Consider the following 14,143-nt stretch of genomic DNA (forward strand, 5'->3'; position numbering starts at 1 on the left):
CATGTCACAGCACTCCCTCGCACGCCGCGTCGCGGCGATGGCCGGCGCATCCGCCGTCCTCGTCGCGCTCGCGGGATGCAGCACGCCCGCCGCGACCGGCGACCCGGCCGAGGCCGCGCCCGGTGTCAGCGACGACACCGTGACGATCGGCGCGCACGCGCCCCTGACCGGACCGGCCGCCGCCGGCTACTCGTCGATCTCGGCCGCCGCCACGGCCTACTTCGACTACGTCAACGAGCAGGGCGGCGTGCACGGCCGCTCGATCGAATACCTCGTCGAGGACGACGGCTACAACCCCGCCACCACGCAGACGGTGGTGCGCGAACTCGTGCAGGAGGACGAGGTCTTCGCGATCGTGAACGGACTCGGCACCCCGACCCACACCGCGGTGCTCGACTACCTCAACCAGAACGAGGTGCCCGACCTGTTCGTCGCCTCCGGGTCCACGAGCTGGAACCAGCCGGAGAAGTATCCCTTCACGTTCGGGTTCAACGCCGACTACGTCGTCGAGGGGGCCGCGCTCGCGCAGTACGCCGCCGACGAGTACCCCGACAAGAAGGTGTGCCTGCTCGGGCAGGACGACGACTTCGGCGACGAGATGATCGAGGGCGCCCAGCTCGCCCTCGGCGAGGACGGGCTCACGGCCGTCGAGCGCTACTCGGTGTCGAACCAGGACGTCTCCGCCCAGGTCGGCGCGCTGAAGGCCGCCGGCTGCGAGATCAACATCCTCGGCACGATCAACGGCTTCACGGCGCTGGCACTGGGCACGGCGGCACAGCTCGGGTGGTTCCCGATGTGGTTCTCGTCGTCGTCGGGCGCGGACTACCCCACGCTGATCGGCTACCTCGGTGAAGACGTCGGACCCAAGCTGCTGCAGGGCTTCGTCGGCGCCAACTACCTGCCGTCGCTCGGTGGCGAGTCCGACTGGGTCACCCTCTTCGAGCAGATCAACGACGACTACAACGAGGGTGCGCCGTTCGACGGCAACACCATCTACGGCATGAGCGTCGCGTATCTGTTCGCCGAGGCGCTCGAGGCTGCGGGCGAGAACCCGACGCGTGCGTCTCTGGTCGAAGCGGTGCAGTCCGGCGACCTGGCGGGCAACGGCATCCTGCCCCTCTCGTTCGGGGAAGACAGCCACGCCGCCTATCTCGGCGTGGGCATCACCGCCGTCGACCAGGGCGTGCAGGACTACGTCGGCGCGACCTACGCCGTCGACGGCGGCAGCGTGACGGCGGTCGAGCCGTCACCGGTGTCGCTGTCGGGTGAGGGCGTGCCCGGCTCCTGACCCCTCGCCGAAGCCCGGGCTCCCACAGGGGCCCGGGTTTTCGCGTGCCCGCCCGGCGTCCGCGACACGCGGGGATTGCGAATGAGATCCCGCGCGCTGCGCCACCCGAACCGGCGCCAACGAGGCCCGGGCGCCGAGCCCGTGCCCGGGTTGCTCGGGCGCGAAACGCGCCCGGCAGCAGGCTGAGTGGGGCGCCAGTGGCACTTCGGGGGTTGCGATGGCCGACTCAGCACCATGGAGCCTGCTCTCGGGGACGTTTGCGGCCGCAGGGCCCGCCGCCTCAGTGCGGGAGGTGCGCGCTCGAGATCCTCAGTGGACGGGGGTGAACTGGGCGACGAGGTCGCGCTTGAGCACCTTGCCGCTCGAGCCCAGCGGCAGCTCAGGCAGCACGTGCACCACCCGCGGGTACTTGTAGGCGGCGAGGCGTTCGCGCACGAAGGCGATCACCTCGGCCTCGTCGAGCACGACGCCGTCGTGCGGCACGACGGCGGCGTGCACTTCCTGGCCCCGCACGTCGTCGGCGACGCCGAACACGGTGGCGACCGCGATTGCGGGATGCCGCGCCAGAACCGCCTCGACCTCGGTCGGATACACGTTGTAGCCCGAGCGCACGATCATGTCCTTCTTGCGGTCGACGATCGTGAGCACACCGTCGACATAGGTGCCGAGGTCTCCGGTGCGGAACCAGCCGTCGACGACCGCGGCGGCCGAGGCATCCGCTCGCCCGAGGTATCCCTTGAAGAGGTTGTGCCCCCGCACGACGATCTCGCCGAGATCGCCGGGCTCGTCGAGGAGTGCGACCGCGTCCTCGATCTCGGGGTCGGCGACGGCGACGTCGACGCCCCACAGGGCGCGCCCGACGGTGCCGGGGCGGATCGGCTCGCGCAGCGGATTCGACGACACCGTGGGTGCGGTCTCGGTCAGCCCATAGCCCTCGTGCACGTCGGCGCCGAAGGCATCGTGGAACGACTCGAGGACCGCGACCGGGAGGGCGGCCCCGCCCGACACGGCGTAGCGCAGCGGCGGCCGGGCGTCGCTGCGGCGGGCGGCCTCCAGCATCCCGACGTACATCGTGGGCACCGCCGTGAAGACGGTCGCGCCGAGGCCGACCATGAGGTGGAGCGCCTCGTCGGCGTCGAAACGGGGAAGAAGGATGACGGATGCCCCGACCCGCAGTGCGATGTTCATCACAGCGGTCTGCCCGAAGGTGTGGAAGAGCGGCAGGCCGCCGAAGACGACGTCATCGGCGCGCAGGTCGAACGCGTCGATGAGCGTGGTGTGCACCTGCTCGACGATCGACAGGTGCGAGCCGACGGCGCCCTTGGGCGTGCCGGTCGTGCCGCTCGTGTAGAGGATGGTCGCGGCATCCAGCGGGCCCGCCGGCTCGTGCCGCGCGATGGGGGTGGCGGTAGCCGCCTCGGCCTCGAGCCGCGGCAGGTCGACGCCGGCGTCGGCCGGCAGCAGCACCGTCACGACCGGCACGCCGGCCGCTGCGGCGGCGGGTGCCGCCTCCGTCAGCAGGGGAGCAGCGGCCACGAGCAGGTCGGCGCCGGAGTCCCGCAGCACGTGGGCGATCTCGTCCGCCTTGAACAGCAGATGCACCGGCACGACGATCGCCCCGAGCGACAGCACCGCGTAGTACACGCGGGCGAAGTCCGGCACGTTCGGCACGAGCATCGCGACGCGGTCGCCGCGAGCGACGCCGCGGGCGCGCAGAGCGCCCGCATACGCACGGGTCTGGTCCCACAGGTCGCGGTAGCTGAGGCCCGCGCCCGCGAAGTGGAACGCGGTGCGGTCGGCATGCCGCACCGCCGACTCGGCGAGGATGCTCGCGACCGAAAGGGTCGCGAATCCCGCGCCGTCGATCGCGTGGTCGGGCTGGTGGGTCATTGCTGTCTCCTTCGACGTGGCAACCGGTCCGAGAGGGTGCGTCAGGTCCGAAGCTGTGCGCGGCCGAGGCCGGCGAGGTGCACCTCGTCGGGGCCGTCGGCGATGCGCAGCGACCGCACCCCCGCGTAGAGCTCTGCGAGCGGGGTGTCGGACGACACCCCGGCGCCGCCGTGCACCTGGATGGCGCGGTCGATGATCTGCTGCACGGCACGAGGGACGGCGATCTTGATCGCCTGGATCTCGGTCATCGCGTGCTTGTTGCCGACGGTGTCCATCAGCCAGGCGGTCTTGAGCACCAGAAGCCGGAGGGATTCGAGCTGGATGCGGGCTTCGGCGACCCACTCGCGCACCACGCCCTGCTCGGCGAGCGAGCGGCCGAAGGCTTCGCGCGTGCGGGCTCGCTCGGTCATCAGGGCCAGCGCGCGCTCGCCCATGCCCAGCGCCCGCATGCAGTGATGGATGCGGCCGGGACCCAGTCGCGCCTGCGCGATCGAGAAGCCGTCGCCCTCGCCGGCGATGAGGTTCGCGGCGGGGACCCGCACCTCGTCGAAGGCGATCTCGGCGTGGCCGCCATGGTCGCGGTCGTCGTAGCCGAAGACGGTGAGCGGCCGCACGATGCGCACGCCCGGTGTGTCGCGAGGAACCAGGATCATCGACTGCTGGCGGTGGCGCGCGGCATCCGGATCGGTCTTCCCCATCACGATGAAGATGGCCGCATCGGGGTTCATCGCTCCCGTCGACCACCACTTGCGGCCCGAGACGACGTAGTGGTCGCCGTCGCGGCGGATGCGCGTGCCGATGTTGGTGGCGTCCGACGACGCCACGTCGGGCTCGGTCATGCAGAACGACGAACGGATGCGGGCTTCGAGCAGCGGCTGGAGCCACTGCTCCTTCTGCTCGGGCGTGCCGAAGTCGTTCAGCACCTCCATGTTGCCGGTGTCGGGGGCGGCGCAGTTGAATGCCGCCGGCGCCAGGCGCGGGCTCCACCCGGTCACCTCGGCCACCGGTGCGTACTGCAGGTTCGTCAGACCGGCGCCGCCGTTGCCCGCGGCGGGATTGTCTGTGCTGTGCTCGCCACCGGGAAGGAACAGGTTCCACAGGCCCTGCGCCCGCGCGCTCTCCTGCAGCGCCCGCACGACAGGGCGCACACCCCACTCACCCGGGGTCGCCGCGAGCTGCTCCTCGAGCACCGGCTCGGCGGGCAGCACGTGGTCGTCGAGGAAGGCGCGGGCCCGCTCGGTGAACTCGCGGGCGGTGGCATCGGGGGGCGAAGTCCATCAGCGCACTCCATGGGTTCGGGTGGTGTCCAGGCCCGCCTGTGCGAGCGGCTCGACGAGCGCGCCCATACGGTCGAACCCGTCGCCGACGGTGTCGCCGGCCTGGAATCGGTAGTGGATCCCCTCGAGGATGACCGCGAGCTTGTACGCGGCGAAGGCCCGGTACCAGCGCAGGTCCGGCACCCGGATGCCGGCGCGCTCGGCATACGCCTCGACCAGCTCGTCGAAGCCGGGGTAGCCGGCTGCCGGATCGACCGCGCTCGGCACGACTCCTTCGCCGCCGGGAAGAGCGGCGATATCCCAGTACATGCCGAGCATGCCGACGTCGACGAAGGGATCCCCGAGCGTGGCCATCTCCCAGTCGAGGATCGCCGAGATGCGCGGCTCGTCGCCGCCGCCGACCACGAGCGCGTTGTCGAGGCGATAGTCGCCGTGCACGATTCCCGACCGGATGGTGCGGGGGATGCCGTCCGCCAGGCTCGCCTGCAGCGCGTCGAGCTGCGGGGTCTCGCGCGACCGCGAGGCGTCGAGCTGGCGTCGCCACGTCGACAGCTGCCGTGCGAGGTAGCCGTCGGGGCGGCCGAAGTCGGCGAGGCCGACCTCAGCGGGATCCACCGCGTGCAGGTCCGCCAGGTGTCGCGCGAGGTCGAGCCCGAGTCTGCGCAGTCCCGCCGCCGTGTAGTCCGCGTTCTGGGCGCGGCGCGCCAGCACGCGGCCGGGCGCCCGTTCCATGACGAAGAAGACGGTGCCGGTGACGATCGCCGGCTCGGTGTCGTCGACGACGTCGATCGCCCGGGGCACGGGAACCGCCGTGTCGGCCAGCGCGGAGATCACGCGGTGCTCGCGCCGCATGTCGTGTGCGCTCGACAGCACGTGCCCGAGCGGTGGACGGCGCAGGATCAGCGGCATCCGCCCGCCATCGACCGCATAGGTGAGGTTGCTCCGGCCGCCCGCGATGACCTCGGCCGTCACCGGACCTGCCACGAGGTCGGGGTGCGCGGCCGTGAGCCACGTCGTCAGACCCGCGACATCGAGTCCCGGCACTCCGGTCATCCTCGACCCGCCCTTCTCGCCCGCCATCGGGCCGATGAGGCGAGCATACCGGATGGTCGGTTTGTTAGCGAGCCGAGTGTGTCAGATGAGGAGCCGGGACTCGATCGCCGAGCGGACGGACGGCGTGACGGGGGTCGGGCGCCGGGTTGCGGCATCCACGAACACGTGCACGAATCGCCCCGTCGCGATCGGCTGGTCCTCTCCAGGACGAAGGATGCCGAGGGCCCAGATCACGCTCGTCGTGCCGAGGCGCTCGATGCCGATGCCCACCTCGAGCAGCTCGGGGAACGCGGCCGACGCGTGGAATTCGCAGGACGACGCCGCGCACAGCGCGATCGGGCCGTCGCCGCCGGGCTGAAGACCGCCCTCGCGCATCATGAAGGCGTTCACGGCGGTGTCCATCGCGGCGTAGTACACGGTGTTGTTGAGGTGGCCGTACTGGTCGTTGTCGTTCCAGCGCGTCGCGAACGGCTCGCGCACCGGGAAGGCGCTCATCGGTTCAGCTCTCGACCCGCAGCAGGAGGCGGAACGCGACGCGCGCCCGGTCGGCGCTGGGTGCGTCGCCCGAGATGAGGTCGGCGTAGGTGAACGACTCCGACATCCGCACCAGGAGGTAGGCCAGGCCCGCGGGATCGATCGCACCCCCGAGCGGCTCGTCGCCGAGTTCGCGTCGCACGAGCCACTCCGTCGTGGCCACGTAGCGCCGCTGGATCGGGCTCTCTTTCGTCGTGAGCAGGCGCAGTGCTCGCGCCGGCTCACGCCGCAGGAAGTGGCGGAAGTACTCCGCGGTGATCAGGTCGTCGACGAAGTGCGTCAGGATGCCGGCGATGCGCTCGCCGCCGGAGAGTCCGGAGGAGGCGTGCTCGGCCTGGACCAGGGTGGGGATCGCGAGCGACCACAGCACCTCGCCGAGCAGCGCGTCGCGGTTGCCCACCCAGCGGAAGAGCGACGTGCGATCCACTCCGAGGGAGCCCGCCAGTGCGCCCATGTCGATGCGCCGGCCGCTGATGAAAGTTGTCCGCGCGGCCTCGAACGCCCGCACCGCATCCGGGTGAGACGCCTCGGCCAGCCGCGCCGAGAGCCACGACGGGGCCGCGTCGAGGCCGACGGTGCCGATGGTCGGCGAAGGTGCCGTGGTGGTCGTCATGCGGGCACTCTACCCGCGCGTCAGGCTGGAGCTGCAACGAACCGCGGGACGTTGTGCAACATTTTTGAAGAATGATGCATACTCGACGGAGGTCACCGACGATCGGAGCAACGATGACGTTCACCCTCACCCCGCCTCGTACCGAGGCATCCGGCCCCGCCGACCTGCTGGACGCCGACTTCTACGCGTTCCAGCACCTGCTGACGGATGCCGAGCAGCGCGCCCTCACCGAGATCCGGGCGTTCCTCGACGCCAAGGTGAGGCCCTACGCCGACGATCTGTGGGAGCGCGCCGAAAGCCCGCGTCACCTCGTCGCGCGCATCGCGGAGCTCGGTCTCTACGCGAACGCCTTTCCCGAGACGCGGCGCTTCGAGAACAGCGCGGTCTTCCGCGGTTGGGTCGCCATGGAGCTGTCCCGCGCCGACCCGTCGATCGCGACCTTCATCGGCGTGCACAGCGGGCTGGCGATGACCTCGATCGCGGTCGGCGGATCGGATGAGCAGAAAGCCGAGTGGCTGCCCAAGCTCGCAGCCGGCGAGCTCGTCGCGGCCTTCGGCCTCACCGAGCCCGGGCACGGATCCGATACGGCCCGCGGTCTCGAGACCACCGCCGAGCGACGCGTCCGGAGCGACGGCACCGCCGAGTGGGTGCTCAACGGGTCCAAGCGCTGGATCGGCAACGGCGCGTTCGCCGATCTCGTCGTGATCTGGGCGCGGGACCTCGCCGACGATCAGGTCAAGGGGTTCCTCGTCCGCACGCCCGCCGTCGGCTTCGCGGCGACCAAGATCGAACGCAAGCAGTCGCTGCGAGGAGTGGAGAATGCCGACATCGTCCTCGAGAACGTCGTCGTGGCCGAGGCCGACCGTCTTCAGCGCATCGAGGGTTTCCGCGATCTCGCCGTCGTGCTGCGACTGACCCGCGCGGACGTCGCGTGGCAGGCGCTCGGCGTGGGGGTCGGGGCCTACGAGGCGGCGCTCGCGTACGCCAAGGCGCGGATCCAGTTCGGCAAGCCGATCGCGTCGTTCCAGCTCGTGCAGGAGAAGCTCGCCGTCGCCCTCTCGAACATCACGGCGTCGATCGCGCTGAGCGTGCGCGTGTCGCAGATGCAGGATGAAGGGATCCAGGCCGACCACCACTCGGCCATGGCGAAGGCCTTCGTGAGCGCGCGCGTGCGGGAGACCGTCGCCCTGTGCCGGGAGATCTGCGGAGGCAACGGCATCCAACTCGGCGGCCAGGATCAGCTCGGCGCCGGCATCCCGGCCGGCTACGGCATCGCGCGCTACTTCGCCGATGCCGAGGCGGTCTACACCTTCGAGGGCACCTACGACATGAACACCCTCATCGTCGGGCGCGCCATCACCGGCATCGCCGCGTTCGTCTGACCCCGGCATCCGTCTTCCGAAAGGTTCTCGCTCATGACCGAGGCTTACATCGTCGCCACCGCCCGCTCGCCGATCGGCCGCGCCCGCAAGGGATCGCTCGCCGGGATTCGCCCCGACGACCTCGCCGCGCGGATGATCGGTGCGGCGCTCGACGCCGTGCCCGCACTCGACGCCGCCCGCATCGACGACCTGCTCGTCGGCTGCGGCCAGCCCGCCGGCGAACAGGGTTTCAACCTCGCCCGCATCGTCGCCGTGCTGCTCGGATGGGACACCGTGCCCGGTGCCACCGTGAACCGGTACTGCTCGTCCTCACTGCAGACGACTCGCATGGCGTTCCACGCGATCAGGGCCGGGGAGGGGGACGTCTTCGTCTCGGCCGGCGTGGAGTCGGTCTCGCGGTACGGCGCGGGGGCGTCGGATATCCCGGATGCCGTCAACCCGCGGTTCTCTACGGCGCTCGAGCGCACGGCTGCCCGCTCGCTGTCGGGTGCGCCCGTCTGGACCGATCCCCGCGCCGACGGCGCCGTTCCCGACCCGTACATCGCGATGGGCCAGACCGCCGAGAACGTCGCGCAGCGGCGCGGCGTGACGAGGAAGGAGCAGGATGCCTTCGCGGCACGGTCGCAGCAGCGCGCCGAAGCGGCGATCGCCTCGGGCTTCTGGTCGAACGACATCACACCGGTCTCCCTGGACGACGGGACGGTCGTCGCGGCCGACGACGGCCCGCGGCCCGGTGTGACGGTCGAGGCTCTGGCGGCACTCGAGCCGGTGTTCCGGCCGGACGGCACGGTGACAGCAGGCAACTGCTGCCCGCTGAACGACGGAGCGGCGGCCGTCGTGGTCGTCTCGGACCGCGTGGTCGACGAGCTGGGTCTGAACCCCCTCGCCCGGATCGTGTCGACCGGCGTGTCGGGGCTCTCGCCGGAGGTGATGGGACTCGGACCCGTCGAGGCATCCCGGCGCGCCCTCGCGCTCGCCGGCCTGTCGATCGACGACATGGACCTCGTCGAGATCAACGAGGCCTTCGCCGCCCAGGTGATTCCGTCGGCACGCGAGCTCGGCGTCGACCCCGAGCGGCTGAATGTGCACGGGGGCGCGATCGCGGTCGGGCACCCGTTCGGCATGACCGGCGCCCGCATCACGTCGACCCTCATCAACGGCCTGGCCGCGACCGGCGGCCGCTACGGTCTGGAGACCATGTGCGTCGGCGGCGGCCAGGGAATGGCGATGGTCCTCGAGCGGATGTGAGCGCGGGATCGTCGCGTAGCGAGGCTTCGCGGGCGACATCCGCGGGCTGAACGGGCATCTTCGAGTCGTCGCGGGTGCGCGGGACTGGAGCGGTGGAAGACCGCTGCCGCGCCCGTTGCGCCCTGGAAGCTCCGATGATCAGATGGATCGATGGACATCGTTGCCGCGCTAGGGGTCGTCGTCGGTGGTTGCGCGTTCTACACCTCGATGAGGGTTGCGAGCCGCGTGAATGCGGGCCGACGCCTCCCGTACTGGCGAAACCCCGACGTGCCGTCGGCAACGGCGATCGGGTTGCGGGCCCTCGGTGTCTTCCTGGTCGCTCTGTCGGCGGGGTTCTTGCCGCCCACGATCGGGTACTGGTCAGCGGTGGTCTCGGCCGCGGCGCTGGCCCCTGGCATCATGGCCATTCCCGCTCACAACCGACGCGTTGCCGCGCTGGAGTAGATCATTGGGGCCGGCTGCGTCGGGCGACGTGCGGATTGACGCCGTTCACCTCACCAGCCGTCGATGTGCAGGACGTCGTCGAGCGGCGCGCGGTGGGCGGGTCGGAAGTCCGTCCCGACGGTGTACGCGACGGGCAGCAGCACGCCTTGACGCACGGTCGGGGGGATGCCGAGGAGTTCTGCGATCTCGCGCTCGTACGCGAGATGCAGGGTCGTCCACGCACTGCCGAGGCCGCGTGCCCGCAGCGCGAGCTGCAGACTCCAGGCGGCCGGGAGAAGAGAGCCCCACAGACCGGCCTGACTCCCAGGCTCGAACTCCTCAGCACCCGCGTAGATCGCGCCGATCACGAGGACGGGGACGTCAGCCATGTGCTCAGCAAGGTAGTCGGCGCTCGACGAGACCCGCTGCTGCACTGCCTGACGCGTCGGGTCGGCGTAGCTCCTGCCCCCGGAGGCGCGATACCGGGCGAAGGATCGCGCATACAACTCGGCGATCGCGGCACGCTTGTCCGGGTCGGTGACGACGATCCAGTGCCATGTCTGCGCGTTGCTTCCTGTCGGTGCCTGAAGCGCGACCTCAAGGGCTTCTCGGACGACGTCGACCGGTACGGGTCGGTCGAGGTCGAGCCGTCGCCGCACCGAGCGGGTTGTCGTCAGCAACTCGTCGGGGCTCAGGGGGAGTACGTCGCTCATGGCTCGACGTTAGCGGGAGCCGCCAGGGCGAGTCTCAGCGATCGGGGACGATACATTCATTCGGGACTTGCTGGAGTCGATTACGGAGTCGTGGATCGCCCGGCGGCCATTCGGGCGCAGGGCCGAGAAAGCGATAGAGCCGCGAGAGAGAACATTCCTCCGCCACGGCCGACGCGCGGCTGCGAGGGACGCAAATGTTCACGCCGTAGACATTGACCCTCGTGTCCCGAGTCGTCCTCTACTCGTCAATGTCGTTCGACGGGTTCGCTACCGTCACAGAGGACGACCTGGCGGTGAAGCTTCTCGGATTCGTGCCTACACCGACCGTCAGCCCTGATCAGCCGGTGTAGAAAGCGGTCAGGAGCGGGCCGAGGCGAGCGGGATCGGCGATGTGCCCGACGGTCTCGACGGTGGCGCGGCGTCCGCCGGGGAGGATTGCGGCGGCCGCATCGGCTGCTGCACCGAAGAAGTCCATGGGCAGTCCGGCCGAGTGCGGGTCGAGCGTCACGCCCGTCGTCAGCAGCACCGGCTGTGCGATGCTCGCCAGCCTCGCTGCCGGAGGCGGCCCGTCGCCAAGACAGGCCGCGTCGTAGCGGAGCGTCGGTGCGAGCACTCGCAGTCCCGGCCAGAACGGCGATGTTTCAGCGGCCGCGATGTCCTCGGGGGACGACCCAGCCAGGCGCATGAATAACCGCAGTGCCTTGTCGCGGTCGTCGACGTCGAGTGCCAGGGAGAGCTCTCTCGTGTACACGTGCCACGCAGCGAGCATCTCCTCGCCGATCAGGTACGGCACCTCGTGTGCGGCGATGCGCTCGACGGGCAGACCCGCTGCTGCTGCCTCGAGGGCGAGCGCGCCACCGGAGGATGCGCCGAACACATGCGCCCGGCCACCGCTGGCTTCCATCACAGCGGCGAGATCCTCGATCTCGCGCTGGAGGGCGTAGGGCTGGGTGTCGTCGCTGTCGCCGCGCCCGCGGCGCCGGTAGACGACAACGGTAAACGTCCCGGTCAGGAACTCGCCGAGGGGCAGGTTCTCCGTACCGTCGTCCAGGCCGCCACTGACGAGAATTACGAGCGGACCGCTATCGCTGAGCCTGTCGTACCCGATGCGGGTGCCGTCGGTGGACGTCACGTAGGCCATCGATCTCCTCCTTCGTTCAGACCTCACGACGCCCCGAGCCAGGGGCCTCAGAAGACCGGTCACTAACGGACCGATAGGGTCCGTTAGAGTAACGCTAACGGACCGTTCCGGTCTGTTCAAGTAGGCTGGCTGCGTGAACAGCGCCGGGGGAGTTCGACGGGGTGGGCGTGCGCGAGAGGCCGCGGAGAACGACGTGCGCATCTTCGATGCCGCTCGCCGAGTACTGACAGCCGACCCTCGCGCGTCCGTAGCCGCTGTCGGCGCCGCTGCCGGCGTCGGCAAGTCGGCGATCTACCTGCGGTACCCGAGCAAGGAAGCCCTCCTGCAGCGGGTCGCGGAAGAGTGCACGCTGCGCTTCACGACCCTGATCGACCACGCTCACGAGGCGTTGGAAGCTGGAAAGCCGCCCTCGGCCGTACTGGACGACTTTCTGTCCGGCATGCTCGAGCTCGACATCCATGCGTTCATGTGGGCTACCAACGGCACCTACACCCCGACGGATGACGACGTCCGCGCGTCCCGGCTCGGTAATGACCGCGGGCTTGCGCTCGTCGCGCGATTCCACGACGCGGGGGTGCTCCGGGCAGACGCGACCTGGAACGATCTGAACGACTGGATCTCAGCCATCTCGACCGTCACCAGTCACGACCCCGGCCGAATCGGGATGCGGCGAAGGCGCATGCTGTCCGCCCTGCGTGCGGGACTCATACCCGGCCACTCCCCGCTCAGCGGAACGGACGCACAACCCATCGACTACTGGCCACTCGGGATCAAGGGTTTCGCGGGTCGCGACGACATCGCCTGATGGTCGGAGGCGCTCCGAGCAGGGGACTGTTGTCGCAGCCGCGATAGAGGAGTAGCCTGCAGGCCTCACGCTCGAACTCCAGCCGTCGACCCACTGGCTATCGCTGCCCGATCGAGAAGACCGAGAACCTCGCATGGAAGTCGACCCTCGCGCACCGGCTGAGCCGGTCACGTTCGCGGGCGGAGTCCTCGATCGATACCGCCACGTCTGCTCCTTCGTGAACGGCGATCGAGAGTCGGACGCGGTGCTGGACCCGTTCATCAGCCAGGGGATCGATCGCGGAGATCGCCTGCTGTATGTGGTCAGCCCCGCGGAGACGGCGACGCCGATCAACCGCATCCGTCGGCTCGGATACGACGCCGGCGACCTGCTGCATCGTCACCGCGGCGAGGTGCACACCTGGGCCGACACCTACCTGCGAACCGGTGACTTCGATCCACAAGACACCTACGATCTGATCGATCACCTGCTGCTCGATCCGGCCGCGCCACAGACGCGCATGATGTGCGACATGGGATGGGCGGCCGATCGCGACGGCGTCGCGGACCAGCTGATCGAGTTCGAAGCGCGGGCCAACTTCATTCATGCCCAGCACCAGCATGTGGTCATCTGCTCGTACGACGCTTCGCTGTTCGACGGGGGCTTCATCGTCGACGTGCTGCGCACTCACCCGATGGTCGTCGTCGGAGGGATGCTGCAGGAGAATCCCTTCTTCGTCGATCCCGCGGAGTTCCTGGAGGAGCGCGCGCGGCTGGCGGCGTCTTGACTTCCGCCGAGTGGAATACGGGCGCTTCCGCTCTCGGTGAGGAGGGGGTCGAAGCCGCGGAATCGCGGCGGTGGTTGCGCGATATGGGCGCGCTCCTCGCGCTCCCAGCCCTGTGGGTCGACCACGAGCCACTCGAGATCGCGGACGGGCTGCTCAGCGTCATCGGAAGCGTCTTGGGGCTCGACAGCGTGTACGCGCGCTTCGACGACCCGCACGATCCCCTCGAGGTGTGGCGGCCGTCCGGGCCGAGACCGCCCGACGAGCTTCAGCCGAAGATCGCAGCGGACGGGCCGTCGACCTCGGGCCTCACGACCGTCGGCTTCGGCACCGGGTCGATCCGCGTTCGCATCACGAGCCTGCCGCTCGCACTCCCGTGGGGCACGGGCCTGGTGCTGGCCGCCAGCCAGCGGGAATCCTTTCCCACCGAGACCGAGACGCACCTGCTCAGGGTCGCCGTCAGCCAGGCGGCCATCGCCATCCACACCGCGCGACGCCTGACGCGCGAGCACGCAGCACGAGCCGCCGCGGAGTCCGGTCTTCGGCGGCAGACTGCTGTGCTCAGCGCCCTCGTCGATGACGTCGAACCGGCGCTGTCGGCGGCGGCGCAGCGTCTGAGAGAAGCGGCCCGACTTGTGGCGGAGTCATCGGTCGACCCGGTCAGCGACGGCCGGCGCGTCTCGAGCGAGCGCGCGCGTCTCTCGGAGGACACGAGCACGCTCGGTCCGCGACCGTCGTTGACGCGGCGCGAGACGGAAGTTCTGGGACTGCTGGCTCAAGGGCTGAGCAACAAGGAGATCGCCGGAGTGATGTGGCTCAGCGACAGGACGATCGAACGTCACATCACCAGCCTGTACCGGAAGATCGGCGTCGTACGACGCAGTGAGGCGACGGCGTTCGCCTTCCACAACGGCATCGGCTAGTCGGCGACCCGCGGGCAGACGCGCCCTCGATGTGAGGGTTTCCCCTCACTTCAGCTTCGCCGCGTCGTCGAATTGGGGGTTTGCCCCGAC

At 69.9% G+C, this 14,143-nt stretch carries 14 protein-coding genes; 7 read left to right on the forward strand and 7 right to left on the reverse strand.

Going from position 1 to position 14,143, the window contains the following annotated elements; all coding sequences use genetic code 11:
* Position 1 precedes the first annotated feature (1 nt).
* Positions 2-1,288, forward strand: a complete 1,287-nt coding sequence (locus WYM_RS06510) for an ABC transporter substrate-binding protein (protein WP_019180019.1) — start codon at positions 2-4, stop codon at positions 1,286-1,288.
* A gap of 309 nt (positions 1,289-1,597) precedes the next feature.
* Here WYM_RS06510 and WYM_RS06515 read toward each other — a convergent pair whose 3' ends face one another.
* The 5 genes from WYM_RS06515 to WYM_RS06535 all read right to left on the reverse strand — a co-directional run bounded on the left by WYM_RS06515 (position 1,598) and on the right by WYM_RS06535 (position 6,655).
* Positions 1,598-3,178 (reverse strand): AMP-binding protein, encoded by a 1,581-nt coding sequence (locus WYM_RS06515; RefSeq protein WP_019180020.1) that lies wholly within the window; start codon positions 3,176-3,178, stop codon positions 1,598-1,600.
* A 41-nt stretch (positions 3,179-3,219) separates the two neighbouring features.
* Positions 3,220-4,386 (reverse strand): acyl-CoA dehydrogenase family protein, encoded by a 1,167-nt coding sequence (locus tag WYM_RS19475; RefSeq protein WP_019180021.1) that lies wholly within the window; start codon positions 4,384-4,386, stop codon positions 3,220-3,222.
* Between the two features lie 69 nt (positions 4,387-4,455).
* Complete coding sequence (locus tag WYM_RS06525; protein WP_019180022.1) at positions 4,456-5,508, reverse strand: phosphotransferase family protein; 1,053 nt, start codon at positions 5,506-5,508, stop codon at positions 4,456-4,458.
* Positions 5,509-5,589: 81 nt separating this feature from the next.
* Positions 5,590-6,003 (reverse strand): acyl-CoA thioesterase, encoded by a 414-nt coding sequence (locus WYM_RS06530; RefSeq protein WP_019180023.1) that lies wholly within the window; start codon positions 6,001-6,003, stop codon positions 5,590-5,592.
* 4 nt (positions 6,004-6,007) lie between these two features.
* Positions 6,008-6,655 (reverse strand): QsdR family transcriptional regulator, encoded by a 648-nt coding sequence (locus WYM_RS06535; RefSeq protein ID WP_019180024.1) that lies wholly within the window; start codon positions 6,653-6,655, stop codon positions 6,008-6,010.
* Positions 6,656-6,768: 113 nt separating this feature from the next.
* Between WYM_RS06535 and WYM_RS06540 the strand changes: the two genes are divergently transcribed.
* From WYM_RS06540 to WYM_RS06550, 3 genes are all read left to right on the forward strand, one after another.
* The gene (locus WYM_RS06540; RefSeq protein WP_019180025.1) at positions 6,769-8,037 is read left to right on the forward strand and encodes an acyl-CoA dehydrogenase family protein; all 1,269 of its coding nucleotides are present in this window, start codon (positions 6,769-6,771) and stop codon (positions 8,035-8,037) included.
* Between the two features lie 33 nt (positions 8,038-8,070).
* Complete coding sequence (locus tag WYM_RS06545; protein ID WP_019180026.1) at positions 8,071-9,285, forward strand: acetyl-CoA C-acetyltransferase; 1,215 nt, start codon at positions 8,071-8,073, stop codon at positions 9,283-9,285.
* A 150-nt stretch (positions 9,286-9,435) separates the two neighbouring features.
* Positions 9,436-9,729: a hypothetical protein gene (locus tag WYM_RS06550; protein WP_019180027.1), complete on the forward strand. Its 294-nt coding sequence runs from the start codon at positions 9,436-9,438 to the stop codon at positions 9,727-9,729.
* 50 nt (positions 9,730-9,779) lie between these two features.
* On the opposite strand, the gene WYM_RS06555 is transcribed toward WYM_RS06550, so the two are convergent.
* Together WYM_RS06555 and WYM_RS06565 are read right to left on the reverse strand one after the other, a co-directional pair.
* Positions 9,780-10,421 (reverse strand): nitroreductase family protein, encoded by a 642-nt coding sequence (locus tag WYM_RS06555; protein ID WP_019180028.1) that lies wholly within the window; start codon positions 10,419-10,421, stop codon positions 9,780-9,782.
* Between the two features lie 337 nt (positions 10,422-10,758).
* Positions 10,759-11,562, reverse strand: a complete 804-nt coding sequence (locus WYM_RS06565; RefSeq protein ID WP_019180030.1) for an alpha/beta fold hydrolase — start codon at positions 11,560-11,562, stop codon at positions 10,759-10,761.
* Between the two features lie 133 nt (positions 11,563-11,695).
* Here WYM_RS06565 and WYM_RS19480 point away from each other — a divergent pair, with 133 nt between their 5' ends.
* From WYM_RS19480 to WYM_RS19485, 3 genes are all read left to right on the forward strand, one after another.
* Positions 11,696-12,367, forward strand: coding sequence for a TetR family transcriptional regulator (locus WYM_RS19480; RefSeq protein ID WP_083866158.1), 672 nt, complete (start codon positions 11,696-11,698; stop codon positions 12,365-12,367).
* A 133-nt stretch (positions 12,368-12,500) separates the two neighbouring features.
* A complete protein-coding gene (locus tag WYM_RS06575; RefSeq protein WP_019180032.1) occupies positions 12,501-13,133 on the forward strand; it encodes an MEDS domain-containing protein in 633 nt (210 codons plus the stop codon).
* An 83-nt stretch (positions 13,134-13,216) separates the two neighbouring features.
* A complete protein-coding gene (locus tag WYM_RS19485; RefSeq protein WP_019180033.1) occupies positions 13,217-14,053 on the forward strand; it encodes a helix-turn-helix transcriptional regulator in 837 nt (278 codons plus the stop codon).
* Positions 14,054-14,143: the final 90 nt, after the last annotated feature.

Source organism: Microbacterium yannicii PS01 (assembly GCF_000304335.1).
Taxonomy (GTDB): domain Bacteria; phylum Actinomycetota; class Actinomycetes; order Actinomycetales; family Microbacteriaceae; genus Microbacterium; species Microbacterium yannicii_A.

What these genes read in the sequence shown, in the direction of transcription:
- WYM_RS06515 (WP_019180020.1), bottom strand. Translation starts at nt 3,178, where the DNA reads ATGACCCACCAGCCCGACCACGCGATCGACGGCGCGGGATTCGCGACC.
- WYM_RS06535 (WP_019180024.1), bottom strand. Translation starts at nt 6,655, where the DNA reads ATGACGACCACCACGGCACCTTCGCCGACCATCGGCACCGTCGGCCTC.
- WYM_RS06530 (WP_019180023.1), bottom strand. Translation starts at nt 6,003, where the DNA reads ATGAGCGCCTTCCCGGTGCGCGAGCCGTTCGCGACGCGCTGGAACGAC.
- WYM_RS06510 (WP_019180019.1), top strand. Translation starts at nt 2, where the DNA reads ATGTCACAGCACTCCCTCGCACGCCGCGTCGCGGCGATGGCCGGCGCA.
- WYM_RS06575 (WP_019180032.1), top strand. Translation starts at nt 12,501, where the DNA reads ATGGAAGTCGACCCTCGCGCACCGGCTGAGCCGGTCACGTTCGCGGGC.
- WYM_RS06565 (WP_019180030.1), bottom strand. Translation starts at nt 11,562, where the DNA reads ATGGCCTACGTGACGTCCACCGACGGCACCCGCATCGGGTACGACAGG.
- WYM_RS06545 (WP_019180026.1), top strand. Translation starts at nt 8,071, where the DNA reads ATGACCGAGGCTTACATCGTCGCCACCGCCCGCTCGCCGATCGGCCGC.
- WYM_RS06555 (WP_019180028.1), bottom strand. Translation starts at nt 10,421, where the DNA reads ATGAGCGACGTACTCCCCCTGAGCCCCGACGAGTTGCTGACGACAACC.
- WYM_RS19485 (WP_019180033.1), top strand. Translation starts at nt 13,217, where the DNA reads ATGGGCGCGCTCCTCGCGCTCCCAGCCCTGTGGGTCGACCACGAGCCA.
- WYM_RS06550 (WP_019180027.1), top strand. Translation starts at nt 9,436, where the DNA reads ATGGACATCGTTGCCGCGCTAGGGGTCGTCGTCGGTGGTTGCGCGTTC.
- WYM_RS06540 (WP_019180025.1), top strand. Translation starts at nt 6,769, where the DNA reads ATGACGTTCACCCTCACCCCGCCTCGTACCGAGGCATCCGGCCCCGCC.
- WYM_RS06525 (WP_019180022.1), bottom strand. Translation starts at nt 5,508, where the DNA reads ATGACCGGAGTGCCGGGACTCGATGTCGCGGGTCTGACGACGTGGCTC.